Below are 24,475 nucleotides of genomic sequence, written 5' to 3' on the forward strand. Positions count from 1 at the left end.
GTTGACGCCGTCAACCTCTCTGGCGCGGGCGGATGTTCCGGTCGCTACCCGGAGGACGGACCGCGGAAGAGCGGCGGGAGACGACCGTGAAAGAAGCGGAAGCGCACACACCGGAGCCGCGACGACGCACGGCCGCGCTCAGCGTGCTCCTCGTCGGCATGCTGATGGACCTGCTCGACACGGGGATCGTCAACGTGGCGCTCCCACCCGTCCAGGAGGACCTCAACGCGAGCGGCGCCGCGCTCCAGTGGCTGATCGCCGGCTACTCGCTGCCGTTCGCCGTCGGCCTGATCACCGGCGGGCGCCTGGGCGACCTCTACGGCCGCAAGCGGGTCTTCACGGCCGGCATGGGTCTCTTCGTGCTCACCTCGCTGCTGTGCTCGGTGGCCCAGACCGGCGGCCAGCTCGTCGCCTTCCGGGTGGCCCAGGGCCTGGCCGCCGCGCTGATGGTGCCCCAGGTGATCGCCACCATCCAGGTCATGTACGCCCCGCACGAGCGGGCCAGGCCGCTCACCGCGGCCGGCGCGATGTACGCGGTCAGTTCGGTGGGCGGCCCCGTCGTGGGCGCGCTCCTGACCGAGAGCGACATCGCCGGACTCGGCTGGCGGCTGATCTTCCTGGTGAACGTGCCGGTCGGCCTGCTGACGCTGGTGGCCGCCCACCTCCTGCTGCCGGAGTCGCGGTCGACGACCGCGACCAGGCTCGACATCATGGGCATGGTCCTGGTGGCGACCGGGCTGCTGCTCCTGCTCTGTCCGCTGGCGGTGGGGCACCAGGAGAACTGGCCGGCCTGGACGTTCGTCAGCCTGGCGCTCTCGGTGCCGGCCCTCGCCCTCTTCGTGGTCCACCAGCGGCAGCGGGCGTCCTCTCCCCTGCTGCCGGTGTCGCTGTTCCGGCACCGCTCGTTCACCGGCGGGATGGCGATCCTGCTGCTGGGCTTCGGCGCGGTGTTCGGCTTCTTCCTGACCTTCACCGTCTACCTGCAGAACGGGCTCGGCTACAGCATCATGCGGGCCGGCGTCGCCGGGATCTGGTGGGGGCTGGCGGCGGCGGTGTTCGCCGGTCTTGCCATCAACGTCCTGGCCCGGCGGTTCGGGCGACGGATCGTCCAGGTGGGGCTCGTGGTGACCACGCTCGGCCTGCTGGCCATGCTGCTGGTGGTCCGGCAACAGGGCCCGGACGCGGGCGCGGTGGCGCTTGCGTTGCCGCTCCTCGTCGGCGGGGCCGGCATGGGCTTCTCCATCTCGATCGTGATGGACTTCGCGCTCTCCGACGTCCCGGTCACCGAGGCCGGTTCGGCGTCCGGCGTGCTGAACGCCCTGCAGCAGACCGGCGCCGCGATCGGGGTCTCCGCCATCGGCGCGCTCTTCTTCGGTCTGCTGCCGGCCGAACCCACACCGGCGGGGTGGGCGGACGACTCGAGCCGGGCGTTCCAGCTCACTCTGCTGCTGCCCATCGGCATGATGATCGTCGCGTTCGCGGCCAGTTTCCTGCTGCCGCGACTCGCGGCCCATCGCGAGGCGCCGTCGACGACGACCGACGCCCCTGTCACGTCGGGCTGACGGTGCCGGCACCGGCACCGGGGTCATCGGTTGAGGTAGGCGAGGACGGCGAGGACCCGGCGGTGGCCGCTGTCGCCCGGTGCCAGGTGGAGCTTGGCGAAGACGCTGCGGACGTGCTTGTTGACCGCGCCCTCGCTCACCACGAGCAGCTCGGCGATCTCGGCGTTGGCCCGGCCCTCGGCCATCAGGGCCAACACCTGCCGCTCCCGGTCGGTGAGCGTGCGCAGCGGGTCGTCGGCGCGTCGGCGGGTGAGGAGTTGGGCCACGACCTCGGGGTCCATGGCCGTGCCGCCGGCCGCGACCCGGCGCAGGGCCTCGGTGAACTCCGTCACCTCGCCGACCCGTTGCTTGAGCAGGTAGCCCGTCGCCCCGGCGCCGTCCGCGAGCAGCTCGGCGGCGTAGCGGTCCTCCACGTAGGAGGAGAGCACCAGCACCGGCAGGCCGGGATGGCGGCGCCGCACCTCCAGGGCCGCCCGCAGCCCCTCGTCGCTGAATCCCGGCGGCAGCCGCACGTCGACGACGGTCGCGTCGGGGCGGTGCTCGGCCACGGCGACCAGGAACGCCTCGGCGGTGTCCACGGCGGCCACCACGTCGAGGCCCTCCCCCGCCAGGATGAGGGTCAGGCCCTCACGCAGCAGCGCGTCGTCCTCGGCGATCACCACCCGCACGGCAGCTCCACGCGCAGCCGGGTCGGGCCACCGGGCGGGCTGTCCACCCGCAGGCGCCCGTCCAGGGCGGCGGCCCGGCGGCGCATCCCGGCGAGGCCGGTGCCGGCCCGCTCCTCCGCGCCGCCGACGCCGTCGTCGGTCACCTCGATCACCAGCAGGCTCTCCTCGGAGGTCAGGCGCACCCTGGCCAGGGTGGCGCGGCTGTGCTTGGCCACATTGTTCAACGCCTCGGCGGTGACGAAGTATGCGGCCGTCTCGACGGCCGCCGGGCCACGGCGGAGCCCCTCGGTCTCCACGACGCACGGCACGGGGCAGCGGGCGGCGAGGGCGGCGACCGCGCCGTCGAGGCCCCGCTCGTCGAGGACCGGCGGGTAGATCCCGCGGAGCACGTCACGGAGTTCGTCGAGCGCCTCGGTGGCGGCCTGCCTGGCGCCCAGGGCCAGCGGCAGCGCCTCCTCCGGGGCGCCCCGCAGCAGGGCGCGTTCGAGCAGTCCGACGCGCATCACGACGGCGACCAGCCGGTTCTGCGTGCCGTCGTGCAGGTCCCGCTCGATCCGCCGCAGTTCCGCGCCGTGCGCCTCCAGCGCCGCGGCCCGGCTCGCCGTGACCTCCGCCAGCCGTTCGGCGAGGGACACCCCGGCCGGCGGCAGGAGCAGCGCCCGGCTCAGCCGGGCCTGGCCGGTCAGCAGCCGGGGCGCCAACAGCCAGGAGACGGCCGCGAGCAGCGCGCCGAAGAGCGGCATCACGGCCGCCCTGGCCCACGAGTCCACGGGGAAGCCGACGCTGGAGGGCGGCGCACCGGGCACCGCCCACCACCACAGCGGCATGGTCAGGTTGTTGAGGGCGGCCAGCGGCAGGCCGAGGCCGAGGAACGCGGCGAGCAGCCCGCTGAGGCCATGCACCGGCAACCACCGCAGGTCACGCCACCCGGCCCGGTCGGACACGGCGACGCGCAGCCGCTCCGGCAGCGGGCCGTCGAGCGGCCGGTAGCGGGCCGCCGTGGTGGTGCCCAGCGCCCGGTCCACCCGCCGTCGCTCGGCGCCGGCCAGCCGCCGTACCGCACGGGCCGCCTCCGGCAGCAGCGGCAGCCCGAGGCCGACCAGGCACAGCAGTCCGGTCGCCAGCAGCAGGGGCAGCGCGAGCAGCGCGCCCAGCGCCGTGGCACCGCCCCGCGCCAGCGCGGCCCCGACACGCCTGGCCTCGGCGAGGGAGCGGGGCGGGGCTGAGGTCACGCCGAGGGAGCCTACCCGCGGCCGCCGCGCCCCGCCCGGGGGTGGTGCCGGCACCACCCCCGGGGCTCCCACCGGTGCCACCGGCGAGAGGCCCACCTGTGGGATGTGCTCGCCGACCTGCGGTTTCTAGCGTGGGAACCCGCAATCGACCAACCACAGGCGGAGCGCGATGAACCCGGCGGCGGCCACCCTGGACTCGGTGACCAAGACGTATGACGGCGGCGGCCACCCGGTCGCCGTACTGGACGACGTGACCCTCGCCTTCCCCAGGGGCGGCTTCACGGCGATCATGGGCCCCTCGGGCTCCGGTAAGAGCACCCTGCTGCACTGCGCCGCCGGACTCGACCGGCCCACGCGCGGCACGGTCCGCATCGACGACGTCGACCTCACCGAGCTCGACGAGGCCCAACTGACGTCACTGCGCCGTGAGTTGGTCGGCTTCGTGTTCCAGTCGTACAACCTGCTGCCGTCGCTGACCGTGGCCGACAACATCACCCTGCCCCTGCGGCTCGCCGACCGGCCTATCGACCCCGACCACCTCCGCGAGACCGCGGCCCATGTGGGGCTCGCCGACCGGCTCCAGCTGCGCCCCGCCCGTCTCTCCGGCGGCCAGCAGCAGCGCGTCGCCATCGCCCGCGCCCTGATCACCCGCCCCGCCGTGGTGTTCGCCGACGAACCCACCGGCGCGCTCGACCTGCGGACCGGGCGGCGGGTGCTCGACCTGCTGCGCGATTCCGTGGAGCGACTCGGCCAGACCGTGGTCATGGTCACCCACGACCCGGCCGCCGCGGCCAGGGCCGACGAGGTGCTCTTCCTCGCCGACGGACGGCTGCGCCACCGGATGCCGGCACCCACGACCGAGCGGGTCGCCTCCGTCATGACCCGGCTGGAGGCATGACCCGGTGCGCCACCTCGTCCCCCGACTGCTCCGGGGCCACCTCGGTGGACTCGCCGCCTCGTTCGTCGCGCTCGTCGGCGCCTCCGCGCTGCTCACCGCGCTGGGCGTCGTCCTCCAGACGGGACTCACCGCGCACGCCGAGGCCGAGCGCCATGCCTCGGCGTCGGCCGTGGTCACCGCCGACCGCACGATCGAGGTCGGGCGTGGCGGCGAGACCCAGGCCGAGCCCGCCACCGAACAGGTCGAGCTGCCCTTCGAGTTGGTCGACCGCCTGGGCGAGCTGCCGGGCGTCGCGGCCGCCGTCGCCGAACTCACCTTCCCCGCCGAGGTGGTGGGCCCGGACGGGAGACCGCTGGCCGGGCCCGACGGCCATCCCTCCCTGGGGCACGGCTGGTCGTCGGCCGCCCTCGCGCCCTTCACCCCGACGTCCGGTCGGGAGCCACGCGCCACGGGCGAGGTCGTCCTCGACCGGGGTCTGGCGGAACGGGCCGGCGCCGGCGTCGGCGACCGGGTGACCGGGTGACCGTCGCGGCTGGCCCCGGCGCCGGCCGCTACACGGTCGTCGGCCTGGTCGCCCCCGCCGAGGGGACGCTGGCCCGGCAGGCCGCCCTGTTCTTCCCCGACGCCGAGGCCGAGCGGCTGAACGGCACGCCGGGCCAGGTGGACGCCATCGGCGTACTCGGCGAGCCCGGCACCGATACCGGCGCCCTCGCCGACCGGCTGACCGCCGCGGTGGAAGGGGAGAACGCCACCGTCGCCACGGGCGGCGGCGTGGCCCGCGCCGAGTTCCCCGACCTCGGCCGGGCGCGGGGCGATCTGACGGAACTGGCCGGCACGTTGGGCGCGGCCGTGGTCCTGATCACGACGCTGGTGGTCGCCGGCACCCTCAGCCTGGCGCTGCACCAACGGCGCCGGGAACTGGCCGTGTTGCGGGCCGTCGCGGCGACGCCCCGGCAGATCGCCAAGCTGGTCGCCGGGGAGGTCGCGGTCGTCGCCGCGGCCGCCGGTCTGGTGGGGCTGCTGCCCGGCGTGCTGCTGGCACGGGCGTTGCGCTGGGCGCTCGCGGCAGTGGGCCTGATCCCGGGCGACCTGACGTTCACCGTCGGGCCGCTGCCCCTGGTGGTCGCGGTCGCGGGGTGCCTGGCGGTCGCCGAGCTGGCCGCCTGGGCGGCCGTCCGCCGCACCGCCCGCCTCCGCCCGGCCGACGCCCTGCGCGACGCGGCCGGCGCGGCGGAGGGGCAGAACGCCGGGCGGGGGCGCACGGTGCTGGGCACCGTGCTCCTGCTGCTGGGCACGGCGGCGTCGTTCCTGCCGTTGGCGTTCGACACCGTCTTCGCCGTCGTCGGAGCCGGCACCGGCGGTCTGGTGATGGTGATCGCCGTCGTGCTGCTCGGCCGGAGCGCGGTCCTGGCCACCACCCGAGTGCTGGCCACGCCCGTCCGGCGCCACTTCGGCGGGCCGGGGCACCTGGCGGTCGCGGGCGCGCTGGGCGACGTGCGCCGACTGGCCGCCGCGACCGCACCGCTCTTCCTGGCGATCGGCTTCTCCTGCGTCCAACTCTTCATCCCCGCCACCATGTCGGCCGGCGCCGCCCGCGACGTCGACCGCGGTGTGCTGGCCGACCACGTCCTCACCGGCGGCCGGACCGGCGTCCCCGCGACCGTCGTGGACCGCGTCGCCGACCTGCCCGCCGTCCGCGCCGTCACGCGCGCCACGACCACCACGGTGTACGCGGTCACCGACATGCTCGGCGATCCGGAGGTCTTCGACTATCCGGCGCTCGGCGTCGACCCGGCGGGAGTCGACGGCACCCTCGACCTCGGCGTCCGCGCCGGCGACCTGACCGAGCTGGACGACCGGGGCGTCGCCCTGAGCCGAACGGCCGCCGGCACCCTGGGCGCCGGCGTCGGCGACAGCGTCGACCTGTACCTGGGGGACGGCACCGCGCTCCGGAGCCGGGTCGTGGCCGTCTACGACCGCGGTCTCGGCTTCGGCGACGTCCTGCTCCCCCACGACACCGTCGTCGCCCACACGACCGACCACCGCACCGAGAGCCTGCTGGTCGCGGCGCGGCCCGACAGCGCCCCGGACGCGCTGCGCACCGCCCTGACCGAGCTGACGCGCCACCACCCCGGGCTCCTGGTCTCGGACGCGAGCGGCTACGCGGCCGCCCAGCGGTCCACCTTCGCCCTGGTCCTGTTCACCAGCGCCCTGCCGCTGATCCTGGTGTACGGCTATCTGGCGCTCGCCGTCGCCAACACCCTGGTGGCCACCGTCAGCGGGCGCGCCCGCGAGCTGGCCCTACTGCGGCTGGCCGGCGCCACCCCACGGCAGGTACTGCGCATGTTCCACGCGGAGGCCGTGCTGCTCGTCGGCGGCGCCGTCCTGGTGGGCACGCTCGTCCCCCTGCTGCCGCTGGTCACCATCGGCTACGGCCTCACCGGCCATCCCGTGCCCGCCATGCCGCCGGCGCTCTACCTCGCCGTCACCGGCACGGCCGCCGCCGTCGGCACGGCCTCCCTGCTGGTGCCGGCCCGGCTCGCCCTGCGCGCCGACCCGATCCGCGCCATGGGCCTCCCCGACTGACCCGACAACCCCGGAAAACCGAGAGAGGAACGCCCCGTGTCCTGGCAACCCCCGAAGGAACGCCCCCTGTGGCCCTGGCTCCTGCTGGCCGCGCTCGCCGTGGCCGTCGTGGTCAACGTCATCCTCACCGTGTGAGCTGCCCGCCGGTCAGGTCCGCCGGCAGCACCTGCTCGGTGAGCAGCCGCCGCACCCGCGCCGCCCGGTCCCCGCCGCGCCCCAGGTACTCCCCCACCACCCGGTGCCCGTGGTGGTAGCCCAGCACGTACAGGCCCATGCCGGGTGCCCGCAGGGAGGTCAACGCGGCCGCGACGCCGGCCTCGTCGAGCAGCGCCCAACGGCCGAGGTAGCCGGCGACCTCGGCCTCGGGCCTGCCCTCGGCGGCCAGCAGCGCCGCGTTGGCCCAGGCGCCCCAGAGCACGTTGCGCGCCCGGTGCACGGCGGCCAGGTCCGCGCCGTCCCGGGCTATGCCGTAGCTCGGGAACACCCGGTCCGCCAGCCAGCGTCGGGCCTCGTCGCCGGGGAACACGATCTCCTGGGCGTGCAGTCCGAGCCCCTCGCTGACCACGAACGAGGGCGAGAGCATGAACCGCACCCACTGGTCCGTCCAGCCGCGCCGCTCCAGGAGGTGGATCTCCTTGAGCAGCGATTCGGCGATGTGGCCGGGATGCCCCTCGTGGGCGACGACGTAGAGCAGGTCGGCCAGGTTGAACGGCAGGCTCCGGTTGATGTGGATCGTCGAGCGCGACCCGCCGTCGTAGGAGCCGGCGGCCAGGAAGTGCGCCTGGTCCACCAGCCGCACGCCGACCCGCTCGTCGCTCGGCAGCGACACGAACGCCCCGGTGCGGGCGCGCGTCTCGGCCACGGCCAGCCGGACCAGCCCCGGGAGGTCGGCGCGGCGCGCCTCGGGCAGGGCGTGGGCGGCCTCCCAGGCGCGCAGCCGATCGGCCAACGCCCCCGAGCCGCGCGGCAGCGCGGCGTCCAGCGCGTCGTGCGCCACGCCGAGCACCGACTCGTCCACCGGGTCCGCGACGACGCCCAGCGTCTCCCGCGCGTACTCGGCGAGCGGCGGCACCGTCCCGTCCAGGGTCCGCGCCACCGCGCGCAGCGCACGGACCTGCGCGGCCAGGTAGCGGGCCCGCGGCGGGCCGAACGGCAGCCCGTCGAGCAGACGTTCCGCGTCCGCCACCAACCGCCCGGCCGGCGGCTCCTCCTCCGCCGCCACCTCCCGCTCCCAGGCTGCCGGGCCCCGGTAGATCACCATGCCACCCAGGCGCCGCGCCACCCGCAGCGCCAACAGCGCGTAGCCACGCACCCATTCGTCCCGCACCGTTCGCTCATCCATACGGTCGACGCTAGGTGTACGGGTTTTCCGTACACTGTACGGATGACGACCGACAGCCTGTGGCTGCGCGAGGAGGACGACCGACCGCCCCGGCCTCGGCTCTCCAGGGAGCGGATCGTGGTGGCGGCCGTCGCCCTCTTGGACGCGGAGGGCGTCGCCGGCTTCTCCATGCGCCGCCTGGCCGCCCGCCTCGACGCCGGCACGATGTCCCTCTACAGCCACGTCGGCAGCCGCGAGGACGTCCTCGACCTGGCCCTGGACGCGGTCTTCGACGAGATCCCGCTGCCGGTGCCCGGCACGCCGTGGCGGGCCGTGCTCACCGAGCAACTCGTGGCGAGCCGGCGGACGATGCGCCGCCACCCCTGGGTGCCTGAGCTGCGCGCCACCCGGCCGCTGCTCGGCCCGATCGCGCTCGCCCACTCCGAGTGCTTCTACGCCGCGCTGGCCGGGGCGGGGCTCACGGGCCCCGGCCTGATCGCCGCCGTCAACGTGCTGACCTCCTACGCCCACGGCCACTCGGCCGCCGAGAACGTCTGGCGCGCCACCGTCCGCGCCCCGGAGCGGGAGGCCGCCCTGCGCCGCCGGGTCCAGGACCACCTGACCCGGCACGCCGACCGGTACCCGACGCTGGCGGGCCACGCCCAGGTCGAGTACGCCGACTTCGACGGCTCCTTCGAGCTGGGGCTCGACCTCGTACTCGACGGCATCGAGGCCCGGTTGCCGCCGGTAACGTGACCGCCGTGACGACGGACGGGGAGCCGCTGCCGGGCGGCATGGCCAACGCGGGCGCGGTACGACGGCGGGGCGACGTGGTCGTCCGCCCCGCCCCACCGGGCGCGCGGGCGCTCCACACTCACCTCCACGCCCTGCGCCGGGCCGGTTTCGACGGCGTCCCGACCCCCGTCCGGCTCACCGACGACGGACAGGAGGAGCTGTCCTTCGTCCCGGGAGACGTCGCCCTGCCGCCGTTCCCCGACTGGGTGTTGACGGACACCGCCCTGGAGTCGGTGGGCCGGCTGCTGCGGCGCCTGCACGACGTGAGCGCGACCGTCCCCGTCGACGCCTCGGCCGACTGGTCGCGCGAGCTCTCCGACCCCGAGGGCGGGCCGCTGCTCTGCCACAACGACGTCTGCCCGGAGAACGTCGTCTTCACCGACGGCCGGGCCGCCGCCCTGATCGACTTCGACCTGGCCGCCCCGGGACGCCCGATCTGGGACCTGGCCATGACCGCCCGCTACTGGGTGCCCATGCTCGCCCCGGACTCCGCGACCTCCGCCTTTCCCCGACAGCTGGAACCCTTCGCCCGGCTGCGGCTGCTCGCGGACGCCTACGGGCTCTCCTGGCCGGAGCGCGCCGAGCTGCCGCTGGTGATCGAGCAGGCGACGGACGTCTGCCGGGCCTTCGTCGCCGCCCGGGTCGAGCGGGGTGACCCCGTCTACCTGGCGGCTCTCGCCAGGAACGGCGGCTGGGCTCGCTGGGACCGGCTGCGGTCCTGGCTCGCCGGGAACCGGCAGCGGTTCGCGGCGGCGCTCACCGAGTGACCGGAGACCGGGGACGCGGCGGGGATTGACGAGCTTCACGGGTGGCTCGATAGTCCGCCTTGGGAGCGCTCCCAAACCCCTGTCCCCGACTCCGAGGAGCGTTCATGTCCGCCTCACCACGGCGCCGACTCGGTCGGCTCCTGACGCTGCTGCTCACCCTGCTGCTCGCGGCCGGCACCGGCCTCGCGGCGCAGCCCGCCGCGGCCGCCGCGCCCACCCGGGTCATGCTGCTCGGCGACTCCATCACCGGCAACAACGGCTGCTGGCGCGCGCTGCTCTGGCAGCACCTGCAGTCCACCGGCCACACGAACGTCGACTTCGTCGGCACCCTCCAGAACCCCTACTGCCAGGGCTCCTTCGACGTCGACAACGAGGGGCACGGCGGCTTCCTGGCCACCGGCATCGCCAACAACAACCAGCTGCCGGGCTGGCTCTCCGCCACCCAGCCGGACATCGTGCTGATGATGCTCGGCACCAACGACGTGTGGAGCCACCTGCCGCCGGCCACCATCCTGGACGCCTACAGCACGCTGCTGGGCCAGATGCGGGCCCAGAACCCGGACATGAGGCTGATCGTGGCGCAGATTCCGCCGATGAACCCGGGCGGCTGCGCCGACTGTGCCCAGGGCGCGGTGAACCTCAACAACGCCATCCCGGGCTGGGCCGCCGCGCACAGCACCGAGCGCTCACTGATCACCGTGGTCGACCAGTGGACGGGCTTCGACACCGCGGCCGACACCACCGACGGCGTGCACCCCAACGAGACGACGGGCATCCAGAAGCTGGAGAGCCGCTGGTACCCGGCGCTGGCCGCGGCGCTCGGCGAGGGCGGCACCGATCCGGGCCCGGGACCCGGCCCGGAGCCGGGCACCGGCGCCTGCCGCGTCGCCGTCACCACCAACAGCTGGAACACCGGCCTGACGGCGTCCATCAGCGTCACCAACACCGGCACCACGACCGTCAACGGCTGGTCACTCGGCTTCACGCTCGCCGGCGGGCAGCGCATCACCTCGGGCTGGAACGCCACCTACAGTCCGAGCAGCGGCGCGGTCACCGCGACCAACGCCGCCTACAACGGCACCATCGCACCGGGAGCCAGCGTCTCCATCGGCTTCCAGGCCACCCACACCGGCGACGCGTCAGGCCCGACCGCCTTCGCCCTCAACGGCTCGGCCTGCGCGACGGGCTGACCGACCACCCCGCTGCGCGTCCTACGGCTCACGCGGCCGGAGGCCGCGCAGCGCCGTGTCGACGACCTGGTCGGCGTACTCGGCGGTGAGGGGTCCGGTGCGCTGGAGCCAGCGGTTGAGGACGGGGCCGAACAGCAGGTCGACGGCCACGTCCAGGTCGACGTCCGCCGCCAACTGCCCCGCGTCCCGTGCCGATCGCAGGCGCTCCTTCTTCAACTCCCGCATCGGCTCGTCCAACCGCTTCGCGTAGTCGGCGGCGAGGGCGGGGTCGTGGACGATCTCCGTGTGCAGGGCGCGCATGGGCTGGTCGTAGCGCGGGTCGTTGAGCTCCTCGACGGTGGCCCGCAGCACCAGCTTCAGGTCGGCGGCGAGGTCGCCGGTGTCGGGCAGGGCCGCGCTCTGCCCGTCGTCACCCTCACCGGCGAGGGTGAGGAAGGCGTCGAAGAGCAGCGCACCCTTCGAGGGCCACCAGCGGTAGATCGTCTGCTTGCCGACGCCGGCGGCGGCGGCGATGCCCTCGATGCTGAGCTTCGCGTATCCCACCTCTCCGACGAGGTCGAGGGCGGCGGTGAGGATGGCGCGCCGCGCGGTCTCGCTGCGGCGGCTGGGGTCGGGGGCGGCCTTCTTGGACATGGGTCCACCCTAGCAATGCATGAGACGAGACGGTCCGTCTTGACGGGAGGCGCTCGGCGACCTATGGTTCACATCAGCGAGACGGAACGGACCGTCTCGCAAGAAGGGAACACCATGGAAACCCCGAACACCGCCGCCTCCTCCCGGGTCTGGTTCATCACCGGGGCGAGCCGCGGCCTCGGCCGCGCCTTCACCGAGGCCGCGCTCGACGCGGGCGACCGCGTGGTCGGCACGGCCCGCGACATCTCGCCGCTCGACGAGCTCGCCGCCCGGCACCCTGGCCGCCTGCTCGCGCTGCGGCTCGACGTCACCGACCGGCAGGCGGTCTTCGACGTCGTCGGCGAGGCCGTCGCGCACTTCGGGCGGCTCGACCTCGTCGTGAACAACGCAGGGGCACTCTTCGCCGGCATGGTGGAGGAGTTCACCGAGGCGCAGGCGCGCGCCCAGCTCGACGTCAACTTCTTCGGCCCGCTCTGGGTCGGCCAGGCCGTGCTGCCCCACCTGCGGGCCCAGGGCAGCGGGCACATCGTGCAGATCTCCAGCATCGGCGCGCTCGGCGGCTTCCCCAGCACCGGTCTCTACAGCGCGAGCAAGTTCGCCCTCGAGGGCATGAGCGAGGCGCTGGCCGCCGAGGCCGCCCGGTTCGGCGTCAGGGTCACCATCGTCCAACCGGGCGGCTACTGGACGGACCTCTACGCCAACACCACGGCCACCCAACCGGATCCCCACTACGACGAGCTGCGCGCGGAGCTGGAGAAGCAGTGGGCCGAGGGGTCGGTGGACAGCGAACCACGGCTGGCCGCCGAGGCGTTGATGAAGCTGGTCGCCAGCGAGGAACCGCCGCTGCGGCTCCTGCTCGGCAGCATGGTCTACGACGTGGCCTTCGCCATCTCCAGGCAGCGCATGGAGACCTGGGCCGGCTGGGAGTCGGTGAGCCGCGCGGCGGAGCGGGCCGTCCCGGCCCCTCGGTCACAGTAGGGGCGGGGCGGCTGGACGAGTAAGTGCGAACCCCGCCTGAGCCGCGGTGCGTGCGCATCGCCACGATCGTTCCATTTACAGAACGTTCTGTTTGTGGAACGCTAGTCGCGTCACGACAATGCATCACCGGCGCGGTAGGGGCGGAAAGCTATGGAACTGGCCCAAGAGGTGGGCGAGCGGCTGCGCCGTCTGCGCCAGGACGGCGGCCTGTCGCTGTCGGAACTGGCCCGCCGCTCCGGCGTCGGCAAGGGCACGCTCTCGGAACTGGAGACCGGCCAGCGCAATCCGACCCTGGAGACGCTGTACGCGCTGACCACGGCCCTCGATGCGCCGCTGAGCGCGGTCGTCGGCCCCGCCCCGGTGCAGGGCGCGGCGGTGCACGCGGTGCTGACGGACCGCGTGCAGGACGCGGCTGCGGTGTCGGAGGTGTATCGCATCCGCATTCAGAGCGGCGCGGTGCAGCGCTCGGCCGCTCATGTGCCGGGCACGGAGGAGCACTTGCTGGTCTTCAGCGGCACGGCGCGGGTTGGTCCCGCCTCCGCCCCGCTCGAGGTGGGCCCGGGCGGCCACGCCCGGTGGGCGGCGGATGTACCGCATCAGTACGAGGCGGTGGAGAGGGATGTGGAGGGGGTGTTGGTGGTGCGCTACCCGGTGGAATGAGATGCCCACGCCGCACCGCCCTGCGCCAGGCCACGACCACCGCCGATCGGCCGTGGGATCCACCGCCGCGGCAGGAGGCCGACAGTATCCAGTCCGTAGGCCCGGGTCTGATGGTCGGTCTGACAAGGGCAGGAACAGCCAGGCCTGCCGGTGCCACTGGGTGGCGATTTCATGCAAAGCCAGCTACGTCATCGAGAGACAGGATGATCCCAGTACATGCCTATACGTATAGCGCGCCCAGACGAACTACCTGCCCTCGTCCAGCACTCCGACCAGCCCGAGCGCAATGCCGGGACGGCCGCCTACCTCACCGACTTACTTGCCAAGAAGTGCACCCGGCCGGAGTGGTGCCTGGTCGCGGATGACGAGGCCGGTCGGCTCACCGCGGCCACCGCGCTATGGACCCTCCCCGGGAACGACGTCCCGATGGCCCTGGTGCTCCTTGAGACACCGTGGGACGAACCCGGCCTGGCCACCGGCCAGGCGCTGCTGGCCGAGGCCGTCGCCCTGGCCGACTCGCTCGGCGCCACGGAGCTGGAGCACGTCATCGACTCGCCGACGCAGCCGCCGCAGTACCAGGCGGAGCCGGAACGGCGCGCCGAGCTTCTCCGTCTGGCGGGCTTCGAGCGGGCCCGTGACGGTCGCCGCTTCCGCCACCGCTCCGGGGTAGAACTCACTTCGCATGATGACCGATTGACCTGGCGTTCCCTGCCCAGTCTGGGCCGTGAACCGTTCATCGCTCTCCTCGCCGAGGCGCTGCCGACCAGCGCCGACGCCCAACTCGCTGCCAGGGTCGCCCGGCATGGCGCCCGGCGTGCGGCGGAGAGCCTCTTCGCGGACATGGAGGAGTTCTCGTACGAGCCCTCGTGGTGGGAACTCGGCTACGCTCCGGACGGCACGCCGGCTGCCCTCAGCCTCCCCGCCCGAAACGCCTCGACCGCGGTGATCGGCCTGGTGGCTGTGTCTCCCGCCTGCCGCGGCAACGGCTACGCGACGGCGGTGGTGGCGCGCGGCACGCGGCTGCTGGTCGAAGCGGGCGCCGAGGAGATCCGCGGCGACTGCGACGCGGCCAACACCGCCATGATCATGGCTTTCGAACGGGCAGGCTACGAGAACTTCGCCGACCGCCAGGAGTTCACCCGCCGGTTGTGAGCGGGGGCCGCTCCCGCGCCGTAACGAATGCTGAGCGGCCCCTCCCCGCCTCGGTTGGTAGGGCTGGACGAGTAGGTCTGAAGTCCTGCGGGCGCAAAGGAGAAGGGTCTCGTTGATCGTTGTGTGACGAACGACATCGAGACCCTTCTGACCGCCCTGTACGTGAAGATCGACGACGAGCTGGCGGGACCACGACGGCTGGGCAGGCCCTCGGTGTTGACCGACTCCGAGCTTGTGTGCCTCGCGCTCGCCCAGTCGCTGCTCGGCTTCACGTCCGAGACGCACTGGCTGCGCTACGCCGGCAAGCACCTCACCGGGATGTTCCCGTACCTCCCTCAGCAGTCCGGCTACGACAAGCGGCTGCGGTCCGCGCTCGGCCTGGGTCAAGCGGGTCATCCGGATGCTGTCGAAGTCGAGCGATTTCTGGCTGGACGACTGCTGGATCGTGGACTCCACCCCGGGCCCTGCGGGATGTCGCGGCCAACGGTGAAACGCTCGGACCTGGCCGGATGGGCGGGCTATGGGTACTGCGCCAGCCACTCGCGGTTCTACTGGGGGCTGAGTGTGCACTCCGTCCGGGATGCCGATCCTGTGGGCTTTGGCCGATCCGAAGATTGGCGAGCGCGAGGTGCTGGCCTCGATGCTCGAAGTCGAGGCAGACGTGGTCGCCGAGCACGATGGCATCCTGCTGATCAGTGACAAGGGCCTCGCCGGACGAGCCTTCGAGACGCTGCTGGGGGGAGCATGGCGTCACGCTCCTGCGACCGTCCCGCAAGGACGAGAAGGCCCGCTACGGCGAACCGATGCTCAAGAAGGCGCGGCAACTGATCGAGTCGGTGAACGCCCCCCTCACAGGCCAGCTCGACCTCGAAGACCATGGCGGCCGCAGCTGCGCCGGAGTCGCGATTCGCGTTGCTCAGCGCATCCTCGCGATGGCCGCCGTGATGTGGCACAGCAACGCAACCAAGGCCCCGATCACCCGGTCACTGATCGCATATGACCACTGACCGGAGATCAGACTTACTCGTCTACACGTGGTCGCGCCAGCTGTGCGACGGCGCGTAGCCCAGCAGGCGGCGGGCCTTGGCCGTGGACATCAGCGACTCGTGGCGGCCGAGTTCGGTCCTGACCTCGACGTCCGGGAACCCGGCGGCGGCCAGCTCCGCCGAGGGGGTGGACATCACCGTGTCGGGGCTGGCGATCACAAAGACCTCGGCGCCCGGCGTCCGGTACTCCAGGCCCCTGCGGACGGCCTGGGCGCCGTCCCTGGCGTCGATGTAGGACCACAGGTTCCAGCGGCGCAGCCCAGGGTCCGCGTCGAAGGAGGGGAAGCGGGCGTAGTCCGACACGTCCATCACGTTGGAGAAACGCAGGCCGACCATCGTCAACGTCGGGTCCCAGCGGCAGAGTTGCGCGGCCAGCTGTTCCTCGAGGTGCTTGGCGAGCGAGTAGTTGCTCTCCGGCCGGGCCGGGTACTCCTCGTCCACCGGGAGGTAGGGCGGCGGGGTGTCGAAGGGCAGTCCGAGCACCGTCTCGCTGGACGCCCACACCACGTTGCGGATGCCGGCGAGCCGGGCGGCGGTGAAGACGTGGTAGGTGGACGTGATGTTGTTGCCGAAGACGGCCGTGTTCGGGACCAGGCCCGGCGCCGGGACCGCCGCGAGATGGGCCACGGCGTCGACGCGGTCGTAGCGGTCGTCCACGGCCGTGAGGGCCCCCACGACCTGACCGTAGTCGGTCAGGTCGACCCGGACGAACGGGCACAGCGGCTCGGCCGGGGCCGCCCGGTCGAGGTTGACCACGTCCCAGCCGTGGTCGAGCAACTCCCTGACGACGGCGCGGCCGAGCTTGCCGCTCCCGCCGGTGACGGCGACACGGGGCATGGGGATCACGTACCTTCGTTCACGATCATCGGTTCGAGTCGGGGGCCAGCCAATCACAGATGCCGCGAACCGCAATGGCGGCGTCACGCGAGGCCAGGACCGCGCAATATCGGGGTGCGACGATGACGAGCGCGGTGGCCGCCGTCCCCCTCGTCAATCTCCGTCTCTGGAGCCTTCGTTGAGCAGAACTCCCGCACGCCTGCCCGTACGCCTCCCCGCGGCCCTCGCGTTGGCCGCCGTCGGCGCCCTGGCCCTGCCGTCCGGCGCCGCCACCGCGGCCGAGGAGCCGGTGGACGTCGCCGTCGAGTGGTACGACGTGACGGCGGACACCGTCGCCGCCGCCGGCGCGTCCACCCAGGTCACCAACAACCGCACCTGGGCCATCGGTTGGACGGCCGCCGCGCGGGCGCTCCGCGGTGACGGCCGGGCCGAGTTCCAGGAGGCCGCCCTGGCCGGCGCGGTGCACGAGGCGCTGAGCGCCCTCGCCCCCGCGCGCGCCACCGAGTTGGACGCCGCGCTGGCGGAGACCCTGGACCGGGTGCCCGACGGCCCGGCCGAGGACGCCGGCCTGGCGGCCGGTCGCGCCGAGGCCCGGGCGCTGTTGGCCGACCGCGAGGGCGACGGCCTCGACCCGGCCTCGGTCAACGTGACCTTCCCCGTGCCGCAGCCGGCGCCCGGCGTCTGGCAGCCGACGCCGCCGGCCTTCGGCCCCGCGCTCCAGGCCGGCACCAGGAACGCGCGGCCCTTCCTGCTGTCGGACGGCGACCAGTACCGGCTCGCGCCGCCGCCCACCGTCGACTCGGCACGCCACCGGGCCGACCTGGCCGAGGTCGCGGCCTACGGCTCGGCGGACAGCACGGTGCGCACCGAGCACCAGACGGAGACCGCCGCGTTCTGGTACGGCTCCTCGCTGACCCTCTACACGGAGCCGCTGCGGGTCGCGCTCAGCCGGTCGGCGGAAGACCTCGGTGAGCGGGCCGAGTTGGTGGCGCTGTTCCACGTGGCGCTGGTGGACACCGCGATCGCCACGTCCGACAGCAAGTACGCCTACCTGGCCTGGCGCCCGGTCACCGCGCTGCGCGCGGCGGGCGACGCCGACTGGACCCCGCTGCACGTCACGCCGTCCCACCCGGACTACCCGAGCGGCCACGGCACCTACTCGGGCGCGGCCGAGGGCGTGCTCACCGCGCTGGTCGGCGCCCGCACCGCGCCGTTCGAGCTGACCAGCCCGACCGCGCCGGGCGTGACCCGCACCTACACCACCTGGCGGCAGCTGTCGCGGGAGAACATCGACGCCCGGGTGTTCTCCGGCATCCACACCAGGACGGCGGACGAGGCCGGTGTCCGGCTCGGCCGGACGGTCGCGGCACACACCCTGCGCGCCGCCGAGCGGTTGTTCGACTGACCCGCGCCGCCGAGGGCCGGCGGGCGGTGGCCGGGGGCCGTTGGGCCCCCGCCCGCCGCCCGCCGCCCGCCGCCCGCCGTACCGACGAGTCGAGGACCTGGCGGGGCGAACGGGAGGCTGGCCCTAGCGCTGGGCGGGGAAGTCCGCGCCGCGGGCGAGGTCCTCCCAGGCGGTGAACTCGGCGCGCAGCTTGTCGAGTTTCTCCAGCGCCATGTCGTAGGCGGGGCTGCCGAGCAGGAGCCGGTGTGGCGGGTTGTCGGCGGTGACCGCGGTGACGATCGCCTCGGCGGCGCGGGCCGGGTCGCCGGGCTCGCGGCCGGTGTTCTCGCGGAAGGAGGCACGCGCGGCACCCGCTGTGGCGGCGTAGTCGGCGATCTCGTGCTCGGGCGGGGTCTCGTTCGCGGAGCGGCCGGCCCAGTCGGTGCGGAACGGTCCTGGCTCGGCCAGCAGCACCCTGATGCCGAGCGGTTCGACCTCCTGCCACAGGGCCTCGGAAAGCCCTTCGACGGCGAACTTGGTCGCGTTGTAGTAGCCGACGGCCGGGAAGGACCGCAGGCCGCCGATCGAGGAGAAGTTGACGATGGTGCCGCTGCGGCGGGCCCGCATGCCGGGCAGCACGGCCCGGACCATCGCGGACAGGCCGAAGACATTGACCTCGAACATGCGGCGGACCTCGTCGTCGGTGCTCTCCTCCACCGCGGCGAAGTAGCCGATGCCCGCGTTGTTGACCAGCACGTCGACGCCACCGAAGCGGTCTTCGGCCGCGGCGACGGCGGCCTGGATCCGGGCGGGCTCTGTGACGTCCAGGGCCAGGCCGAGGGCCCGGTCGGGCGCGGCGTCGACCAGGTCCTCGACCTGCTCGGGGCGGCGTGCGGTGACGACGGCCCGGTCGCCGCGGGCCAGCACGGTGGCGGCCAGCTGGCGGCCGAAGCCCGTGGAGCAGCCGGTGATCAGCCAAGTGGTCATGAGAGAGGTCCTTGCGTCGTGGTCGATCTCGGAGAGTCGGCGCCGGGTCGAGCCCGGTCGGGCCCGGTCCACCGGGCGCCTCAGCCACGAAATCACCACCGGAACGGCCTTCGGCCCGCGATTCCAGGGCCGCTTCGCCCCAGGGACGCGGCTTCCCGGGACGCGGCTTCCTGGGACAAGCCGACCCACCCACCACGCTCGCCGCGCCCCCACCGCGGCGGGACGATGGTTCCATGGCCGGCAACGTGGACCTCTCCCAGTTCCTGCGCCGCTGCCGGGACCGTGTCGACCCCGAGTCGGTGGGCCTCCCGCCCAGCGGTGCCTACCGCCGCGTGCCGGGACTGCGCCGCGAGGAGGTCGCCCAGCTCGCCGGGGTGAGCGCCGACTACTACACCCGCCTGGAGCAGGGCCGTGACATCACCCCCTCCGACGACGTCCTCGACGCGGTCGCCCAGGCGCTGCGTCTGGACGAGGCGGAGCGGTCGCACCTGCACGACCTGGTCAAGGTCCGGCCCGGGCGCCGCGCCCGGCGCGCGCCGCCCAGCGTGCAGCGCGCCCGCCCCGGTCTGCGGCGGTTCGTGGACTCCTTCCACGAGCACGCCGCCTTCGTCCTCGGCCGACGCGGCGACATCCTGGCCACCAACCACCTGTGCCGGATCCTGATCGCCGACTTCGACGCGATGCCCTACCGGGAGCGCAACCTCACCCGCTGGATCGTCCTGTCGCCGGAGGCCCGCGAGCTGTACGTGGACTGGGCGCGGCTGGCCGCGGAGATGACGGCGATCCTGCGCCTGGACGCCGGCCGGTACCCGGACGACGCCCGCACCGCCGAACTGGTCGGTGAGCTGACGATGAAGAGCGAGCACTTCCGCCGCTGGTGGGACGACCACCGGGTCCTCACCCGCACCCACGGCCAGAAGCGCTTCAACCACCCGACGGTCGGTGCGCTGACCATCGACTACCAGGCCCTCGTCCCGCCCGGCGAGGAGGACCAGACCCTCTTCCTCTACATGCCCGCCCCCGACCGCGCCTCCCAGGAGGCATGGCGCCTGCTCGCCGACTGGAACACTCCCGCCCCCCACCGCCCCGAGCCGGACGGCGCCCCCCGTCCGCCCTCCCCCTCCGACGACAGGAGCAGCCTGTGAGCACCCCCTCCCCCCGCCCGCTGGCCCTGGTCACCGGCGCCTCCAACGGCATCGGCTACGAGATCGCCCGCCTGTGCGCCCGGGGCGGCTTCGACCTGGTCGCCACCGGCCGCAGTGCGAGGATCGAGGAGGCCGCCAAGCAGTTCACCCGCGACGGCGCCCAGGTCGTCCCCGTCCGCGCCGACCTCGCCGAGGCGCACGGAGTCGAGACGGTGTGGCGGGCCGTGGAGGAGACCGGCCGGCCGCTGGCCGCCGCGGTGCTCAACGCCGGACGCAGCATCGGCGGTGGGTTCCTCGACACCGATCTGGACGACGAACTCTCGCTGATCTCCCTGAACGTCACCTCGGTCGTCCACCTCGCCAAGCACGTCGCGCGGCACATGGCCGCCCACCACGAGGGCAGGATCCTCATCACCTCGTCGCTGTCCGCGACCCTGCCCACCCCCTACGAGACCGTGTACGGGCCCTCCCGCGCCTTCACCCGCATGTTCGCCCTCGGCCTGCGCGAGGAACTGAAGGACCACGGCGTCACCGTCACCACGCTCATGCCCGGCGCCACCGACAGCGACTTCCACGCGCGAGCCGGCATGGACAACACCGCGTTCGGGCCCGGCATGAAGAAGAACAGCCGCCGGGAAGTCGCCCGCCAGGGCTTCGTCGCCATGATGAAGGGCCGCGCCGAGATCGTCGGCGGCGACGCCGCCACCAAGCGCGCCGCCATCGAGCACCGCTTCCTGCCCGAGACCTACAAGGCCGCCCGCCACGCCACCAAGGCCAGGCCCCGCTCCGGTCAGCCGTTCGTCGGCCGCAGCACCAGGCAGACGAAGCCGAACGCGTCGCGGTAGCCGCGCAGCCACTGGTCGCGGTGGGTGGTGGCGCGGGTCAGGGCGGTCGCGGCGCCCGGGTCGTCGGGGTGGTCGAGGGCCCAGGAGGCGAGGGAGCCGGTCCAGGACCACTCGTAGCCGTCGAGTTCCCGGCGGGTGCTGAGGTGGCCGTGGACGGGGGTCCAGCCGTCCGCGGTGACCGTGTCGACGGTGGTCGGCAGGTCGGCGAGGTCGCCGAGTATCTCGACGGCCTCGGGCGTGGGCCGGTGCGCCCAGTAGCCGTCGCCCACCAGGACCCGGCCGCCCGGCGTGAGGTGGGAGCGGGCGGCGGCCAGCGTGGGGAGCAGGCCGCCGAAGGCGTGGGTGGCGCCGACGCACAGCACCACGTCGAACGCGTGCGAGGCGGGGAAGTCGGCGGCGTCCCGGTGGTGGAGGGTGAGGCGGTCGTCGACGCCGAGCCGCCGGGCGGCGGCGCGGGCCTCGGCCAGCGCGCTCTCAGCCGTGTCCACGCCCTCGGCGCGCAGTCCGGGGTGCGCGGCGAGGGCGCGCAGCAGCCATTCGCCGCGGCCGCAGCCGAGGTCGAGGACGCGCTCGTCGCCGCGCCGGATGCCGTGGTCGAGGAGGCCACGCACGGCGTCGTCGTCGAGCGGCGCCGCGACCGGATGGTCGGCGTGGGCGAGCCTGGAGATCTGTTCCCGGTCCATGGGGCGGAGAATGTCATGGCGCGCTCCGCCCCGCATCTCGAATAGGAGCCGCCGGCACGCTCACTGGCGGGGCGTCAGGAAGCCCAGGATGGCCTCGCGGTAGGCGTCGGGCTGGTCGGACTCGATGACGTGGCCGGCGTCGGGGATGGTCACCAGCCGGGCCTCCGGGAGGACTTCGGCGTACTCGGCGGCGATCTCGGGTCGCTTGTAGTCGCAGTCGCCGCGCAGCACCAGGGTGGGGACGTGGCTGGAGCGCAGCGCGGGGCGCGGGTCGGGGACCGTCGACTGGTCGGCGCTGACGAGTTGGTTGGCGTAGAAGCCGGGCAGGGCGGCGGAGGTGACCGTCGGCGGCCGGGTGGGGTCGCAGGCGGCGGCCGGGGCGGCGATGTCGAGGAGTTCGGCGAAGAGCGGGTCGATCTCGGCGTCCGGGACGAGCGCGTGGGCGGCCCGTGGGTTGACCCCGGTCAGCAGCGACCAGGCGACCAGTCGCGGGTTGTTCTCCAACTCCTCGATGCGGCGCTCCTGTTCGGCGGTAAGGCGGTCCCAGATGTCGACCTCGCCACGGGGGCCCAGAGCGTGCCGGGCGAGGTGAGGACCATGGCGGCGACCCGGTCGGGTAGGCGGCCAGGTACTCGGCGGCGAGGCTGGCGCCCCAGGGCCCAGGCGGACGACATCGGGGCGAGGTTGACCGAGGCGTCCTCGTTCTCCGTGGACAGCAGGACGACCGGCGTCCCGAAGTAGAGGATGCTCGGCTCGATCGTGACGTGGGGGGCGTCCCGTGGCGCGACGTTCATGGCCCGGAACGCTGGGGCCTGGGTCGCTTCGGCCGCCGCCGAAGCGTCGTCGGCGACAATGGCCTCATGGACACCACGCAGGCCCGCGCCTCGGGCCCCGACCTGGCCGCCGTGGCCAGGCTGCTGGCCGACGGCACCCGCGCCGGCTTCTGCCTGGCGCTGCTGGACGGCCGGGCGTGGACCGCGACGGAGCTGGCACGGCACATGGGCGTCGCCGCCTCCACCGCGACCGAGCACCTGCACGCGCTGGTGGGTGGGGGCCTGCTCGCCGAGGAGCGGCAGGGGCGGCACCGGTACGTCCGGCTCGCCGGCCCCGAGGTGGCCCAGCTCGTCGAGGACCTGGCGGCGCTCGCGCCCCGGCGCGCCGAGCGGCCCGCGACCCTGTCGGCCGCCGGCCGGCGCGACGCGCTGGCGCACGCCCGCACCTGCTACGACCACCTGGCGGGCACGGTCGGGGTGGCGATCGCCGACGCGATGGTCGAGCGGGGCCTGCTGGACCTGGCGCACGGGCTCGGCCTCACCGCCGCGGGACACGACTGGCTCGGGGATCTTGGCGTCACGGTCCCGGCCGGCGGCCGTCGCCCCGCCGTCCGGCCCTGCCTGGACTGGACGGAGCGCCGCCCGCACCTGGCGGGCGCGGTGGGCGCCGCGCTGTGCCGACACGCGTTCGACGCCGGTTGGGTCTCCCGGGTGGGCTCGACCCGCGCGGTGCTCGTCACGGCCGCGGGCCGTGCGGCGCTCACGGCGCGCCTCGGCCTCTCCGACCGGCTGCTCGTGCGGAGCCGGGCCTGAGCCGGCCGCTCAATGCGAACGGACGTATCAGCCGCGCGGGAGTTGGAAGTCGATGACGCGCAGCGGCGAGGGCGTGGTGCCGGTGGAGCGCTCCTGGTAGAGCACGGAGAGCACGCCGTCGACGGGGACGCGGGTCGAGTCGACGACGACCTCGCCGAAGGCGTTGAGCGTCGAGGTTCCGTCGTGGAGCAGGGTCCAGTCGGTCCAGCCGCTGGCGGCCGAGGCGGCGACGACCCGGACGTACGGCATGACGACGTAGGCGTTGTCGAAGGCGTCGAACACCAACTGGGAGCGCTGGCTCGACCGCAGCGGGACCGGGATCTCACGTTTGTGCCAGGCGCCGGCCGCGTCCTGGTGGACGTGGAAGTTGTAGGCGTTGGCGATCCGCCCGGCCACGTAGTCGCGAACGCACTGCCCGAATCGTCCCGGGACGTAGCTGATCAGCGCGTGCGGCCGGCCGGCCGAGTCGACGGCCTGGGACTCCTGGTTCATCAGCGCGTGGTCGGGGCTCAGTGGATCGACCACCAGGCCGGGTGAGTTGACGGAGACGAGCTGGGCGCCCGTGGTGCCGACGACCGCGCCCGTCGCGTTGGTCCAGGTGCGGCCGGCGTCGGCGCTGCGCAGGTAGACCGTGTCATGGTTGGTGAGGTTGGCGCCGCAGGTCACGGCGGTCGACTGTTCGCGCCAGGTGCCGAAGACGTGCAGCCGGCCGTCGCGGCCGTAGTCGAGGCCGTGGAGGTAGAGGTTGCGGGAGCCGCTGCTGCCGTACCCCGTGGTGTAGGTGCCGGTGGCGCTCGACCAGGCGCCGAGGTTGGTCCAGCGGGTGCCGTCGTACTCGGCGAGCGCGGCCTGACCGTTGCCCGAGTAGCCTGTGCGGTAGCTGAGTTGGAGCCGGCCGGCCGGCGAGACGAGGAACTGCGGGTACGTGAGGGTGGCGGTGAGGGCGGTGCCGTCCATACTGGTCTGGACGGGGCCGAAGCGGTCGGCCCGCCAGGGGTGGGCGGCCGGTGAACCGGCGAGGCCCGCCACCGACTTGACGTAGAAGTAGCCGCCGCTGTGCGAGTCCATCACGAGGTGGAGCCGGCCGTCGGCCGGCGAGACGCCGGCCGAGATGACGTTGTGCGAGTCGTTTGCCGTGAGCGCGTGGCCGACGGTGGTCTTCGACCAGGTGGTGGACGTCAGGGCGCGTCGGGCGACGGTGGCCTGGCGGTCGGCGGCGTACCAGACGGCGTACTGGTGGCCGTTGTGGGTGAGCAGCCCGTGCTTCTGGAAGGCGTTGTTGTTGACCAGGCCGTCGTAGGAGACGAAGTAGAGGGCCGTCGCGTCGAGCAGGGTGCTGCCGCGCACGGTGACGGACGGTCCTGCGGCCGCCGCGGCGCCGGCGCGGCCGGCGGCGAGTCCGCCGAGGGCGGCGGCGCCGATGGCGGTCTGGATCACGCTTCTGCGGTTGGGCGTGCGGGGCATGGCGCACTCCACGCTCTCCGGCTGAATGGATTCAACCCGTCACGGTACCGGACCGG

The 24,475-nt window shown here is 73.8% G+C and carries 23 protein-coding genes and 2 pseudogenes; 15 read left to right on the forward strand and 10 right to left on the reverse strand.

Going from position 1 to position 24,475, the window contains the following annotated elements; genetic code table 11:
- Positions 1–86 precede the first annotated feature (86 nt).
- Complete coding sequence (locus ACFWI8_RS02310) at positions 87–1,562, forward strand: MFS transporter (RefSeq protein WP_387084616.1); 1,476 nt, start codon at positions 87–89, stop codon at positions 1,560–1,562.
- Positions 1,563–1,585: 23 nt separating this feature from the next.
- Here the strand turns inward: ACFWI8_RS02310 and ACFWI8_RS02315 are convergent, their stop codons facing one another.
- Together ACFWI8_RS02315 and ACFWI8_RS02320 are read right to left on the reverse strand one after the other, a co-directional pair.
- Complete coding sequence (locus ACFWI8_RS02315) at positions 1,586–2,230, reverse strand: response regulator (protein WP_387084618.1); 645 nt, start codon at positions 2,228–2,230, stop codon at positions 1,586–1,588.
- Positions 2,218–3,462, reverse strand: a complete 1,245-nt coding sequence (locus tag ACFWI8_RS02320) for a sensor histidine kinase (RefSeq protein WP_387084620.1) — start codon at positions 3,460–3,462, stop codon at positions 2,218–2,220. The genes ACFWI8_RS02315 and ACFWI8_RS02320 overlap by 13 nt, the downstream gene beginning before the upstream one ends.
- Before the next feature lie 169 nt (positions 3,463–3,631).
- Between ACFWI8_RS02320 and ACFWI8_RS02325 the strand changes: the two genes are divergently transcribed.
- Genes ACFWI8_RS02325 through ACFWI8_RS02335 form a run of 3 tightly spaced genes read left to right on the forward strand, consistent with a single transcriptional unit; the run spans position 3,632 to position 6,946 of the window.
- Positions 3,632–4,360 (forward strand): ABC transporter ATP-binding protein, encoded by a 729-nt coding sequence (locus ACFWI8_RS02325; RefSeq protein ID WP_387084622.1) that lies wholly within the window; start codon positions 3,632–3,634, stop codon positions 4,358–4,360.
- A gap of 4 nt (positions 4,361–4,364) precedes the next feature.
- Complete coding sequence (locus ACFWI8_RS02330) at positions 4,365–4,883, forward strand: ABC transporter permease (protein ID WP_387084624.1); 519 nt, start codon at positions 4,365–4,367, stop codon at positions 4,881–4,883.
- The gene (locus tag ACFWI8_RS02335) at positions 4,880–6,946 is read left to right on the forward strand and encodes an FtsX-like permease family protein (RefSeq protein WP_387084626.1); all 2,067 of its coding nucleotides are present in this window, start codon (positions 4,880–4,882) and stop codon (positions 6,944–6,946) included. Before ACFWI8_RS02330 ends, ACFWI8_RS02335 begins: the two co-directional genes overlap by 4 nt.
- 124 nt (positions 6,947–7,070) lie before the next feature.
- Here the strand turns inward: ACFWI8_RS02335 and ACFWI8_RS02340 are convergent, their stop codons facing one another.
- The gene (locus ACFWI8_RS02340; protein WP_387084628.1) at positions 7,071–8,288 is read right to left on the reverse strand and encodes a hypothetical protein; all 1,218 of its coding nucleotides are present in this window, start codon (positions 8,286–8,288) and stop codon (positions 7,071–7,073) included.
- Between the two features lie 42 nt (positions 8,289–8,330).
- Between ACFWI8_RS02340 and ACFWI8_RS02345 the strand changes: the two genes are divergently transcribed.
- From ACFWI8_RS02345 to ACFWI8_RS02355, 3 genes are all read left to right on the forward strand, one after another.
- Positions 8,331–9,023, forward strand: coding sequence for a TetR/AcrR family transcriptional regulator (locus tag ACFWI8_RS02345; RefSeq protein ID WP_387084630.1), 693 nt, complete (start codon positions 8,331–8,333; stop codon positions 9,021–9,023).
- 5 nt (positions 9,024–9,028) lie between these two features.
- Positions 9,029–9,829, forward strand: a complete 801-nt coding sequence (locus tag ACFWI8_RS02350; protein WP_387084632.1) for a phosphotransferase — start codon at positions 9,029–9,031, stop codon at positions 9,827–9,829.
- A 104-nt stretch (positions 9,830–9,933) separates the two neighbouring features.
- Complete coding sequence (locus ACFWI8_RS02355; protein ID WP_387084634.1) at positions 9,934–11,019, forward strand: cellulose binding domain-containing protein; 1,086 nt, start codon at positions 9,934–9,936, stop codon at positions 11,017–11,019.
- A gap of 21 nt (positions 11,020–11,040) precedes the next feature.
- On the opposite strand, the gene ACFWI8_RS02360 is transcribed toward ACFWI8_RS02355, so the two are convergent.
- Entirely contained in the window at positions 11,041–11,652 is a 612-nt protein-coding gene (locus ACFWI8_RS02360) for a TetR/AcrR family transcriptional regulator (protein ID WP_311595002.1), read from the reverse strand.
- Positions 11,653–11,766: 114 nt separating this feature from the next.
- Here ACFWI8_RS02360 and ACFWI8_RS02365 point away from each other — a divergent pair, with 114 nt between their 5' ends.
- The 4 genes and pseudogenes from ACFWI8_RS02365 to ACFWI8_RS02380 all read left to right on the forward strand — a co-directional run bounded on the left by ACFWI8_RS02365 (position 11,767) and on the right by ACFWI8_RS02380 (position 15,449).
- Complete coding sequence (locus ACFWI8_RS02365) at positions 11,767–12,630, forward strand: SDR family oxidoreductase (RefSeq protein ID WP_387084637.1); 864 nt, start codon at positions 11,767–11,769, stop codon at positions 12,628–12,630.
- A gap of 150 nt (positions 12,631–12,780) precedes the next feature.
- The gene (locus ACFWI8_RS02370) at positions 12,781–13,290 is read left to right on the forward strand and encodes a helix-turn-helix domain-containing protein (RefSeq protein ID WP_387084639.1); all 510 of its coding nucleotides are present in this window, start codon (positions 12,781–12,783) and stop codon (positions 13,288–13,290) included.
- A 216-nt stretch (positions 13,291–13,506) separates the two neighbouring features.
- On the forward strand, positions 13,507–14,442 hold the full coding sequence (locus ACFWI8_RS02375) for a GNAT family N-acetyltransferase (protein WP_387084641.1): 936 nt from the start codon (positions 13,507–13,509) through the stop codon (positions 14,440–14,442).
- 123 nt (positions 14,443–14,565) lie between these two features.
- Positions 14,566–15,449, forward strand: a pseudogene (locus ACFWI8_RS02380) (IS982 family transposase).
- 21 nt (positions 15,450–15,470) lie between these two features.
- Here ACFWI8_RS02380 and ACFWI8_RS02385 read toward each other — a convergent pair.
- Complete coding sequence (locus ACFWI8_RS02385) at positions 15,471–16,325, reverse strand: NAD-dependent epimerase/dehydratase family protein (protein ID WP_387084643.1); 855 nt, start codon at positions 16,323–16,325, stop codon at positions 15,471–15,473.
- Between the two features lie 178 nt (positions 16,326–16,503).
- On the opposite strand from ACFWI8_RS02385, the gene ACFWI8_RS02390 reads away from it, so the two are divergent.
- A complete protein-coding gene (locus tag ACFWI8_RS02390; RefSeq protein ID WP_387084645.1) occupies positions 16,504–17,730 on the forward strand; it encodes a vanadium-dependent haloperoxidase in 1,227 nt (408 codons plus the stop codon).
- Between the two features lie 123 nt (positions 17,731–17,853).
- On the opposite strand, the gene ACFWI8_RS02395 is transcribed toward ACFWI8_RS02390, so the two are convergent.
- Entirely contained in the window at positions 17,854–18,696 is an 843-nt protein-coding gene (locus tag ACFWI8_RS02395; protein ID WP_387084647.1) for an oxidoreductase, read from the reverse strand.
- A 233-nt stretch (positions 18,697–18,929) separates the two neighbouring features.
- Between ACFWI8_RS02395 and ACFWI8_RS02400 the strand changes: the two genes are divergently transcribed.
- Entirely contained in the window at positions 18,930–19,841 is a 912-nt protein-coding gene (locus ACFWI8_RS02400; protein WP_387084649.1) for a helix-turn-helix transcriptional regulator, read from the forward strand.
- Entirely contained in the window at positions 19,838–20,686 is an 849-nt protein-coding gene (locus ACFWI8_RS02405; protein WP_387084651.1) for an SDR family NAD(P)-dependent oxidoreductase, read from the forward strand. The genes ACFWI8_RS02400 and ACFWI8_RS02405 overlap by 4 nt, the downstream gene beginning before the upstream one ends.
- Here ACFWI8_RS02405 and ACFWI8_RS02410 read toward each other — a convergent pair.
- The 3 genes and pseudogenes from ACFWI8_RS02410 to ACFWI8_RS02420 form a co-directional block, all read right to left on the reverse strand.
- Positions 20,632–21,369 (reverse strand): SAM-dependent methyltransferase, encoded by a 738-nt coding sequence (locus ACFWI8_RS02410; protein WP_387084653.1) that lies wholly within the window; start codon positions 21,367–21,369, stop codon positions 20,632–20,634. The genes ACFWI8_RS02405 and ACFWI8_RS02410 overlap by 55 nt on opposite strands.
- 60 nt (positions 21,370–21,429) lie before the next feature.
- Complete coding sequence (locus tag ACFWI8_RS02415) at positions 21,430–21,873, reverse strand: alpha/beta fold hydrolase (RefSeq protein WP_387084655.1); 444 nt, start codon at positions 21,871–21,873, stop codon at positions 21,430–21,432.
- A gap of 143 nt (positions 21,874–22,016) precedes the next feature.
- Positions 22,017–22,163 (reverse strand): annotated as a pseudogene (locus ACFWI8_RS02420) (flavin reductase family protein); the annotation flags it as partial.
- Between the two features lie 66 nt (positions 22,164–22,229).
- On the opposite strand from ACFWI8_RS02420, the gene ACFWI8_RS02425 reads away from it, so the two are divergent.
- Positions 22,230–22,955, forward strand: a complete 726-nt coding sequence (locus ACFWI8_RS02425) for an ArsR/SmtB family transcription factor (protein ID WP_387084657.1) — start codon at positions 22,230–22,232, stop codon at positions 22,953–22,955.
- Between the two features lie 27 nt (positions 22,956–22,982).
- On the opposite strand, the gene ACFWI8_RS02430 is transcribed toward ACFWI8_RS02425, so the two are convergent.
- On the reverse strand, positions 22,983–24,419 hold the full coding sequence (locus tag ACFWI8_RS02430) for a BNR repeat-containing protein (protein WP_387084659.1): 1,437 nt from the start codon (positions 24,417–24,419) through the stop codon (positions 22,983–22,985).
- Positions 24,420–24,475 lie beyond the last annotated feature (56 nt).

Origin of the sequence: Streptomyces sp. NPDC127098, from assembly GCF_042722465.1 — a bacterium.
In the GTDB taxonomy this organism is placed as follows: domain Bacteria; phylum Actinomycetota; class Actinomycetes; order Streptomycetales; family Streptomycetaceae; genus Streptomyces; species Streptomyces millisiae.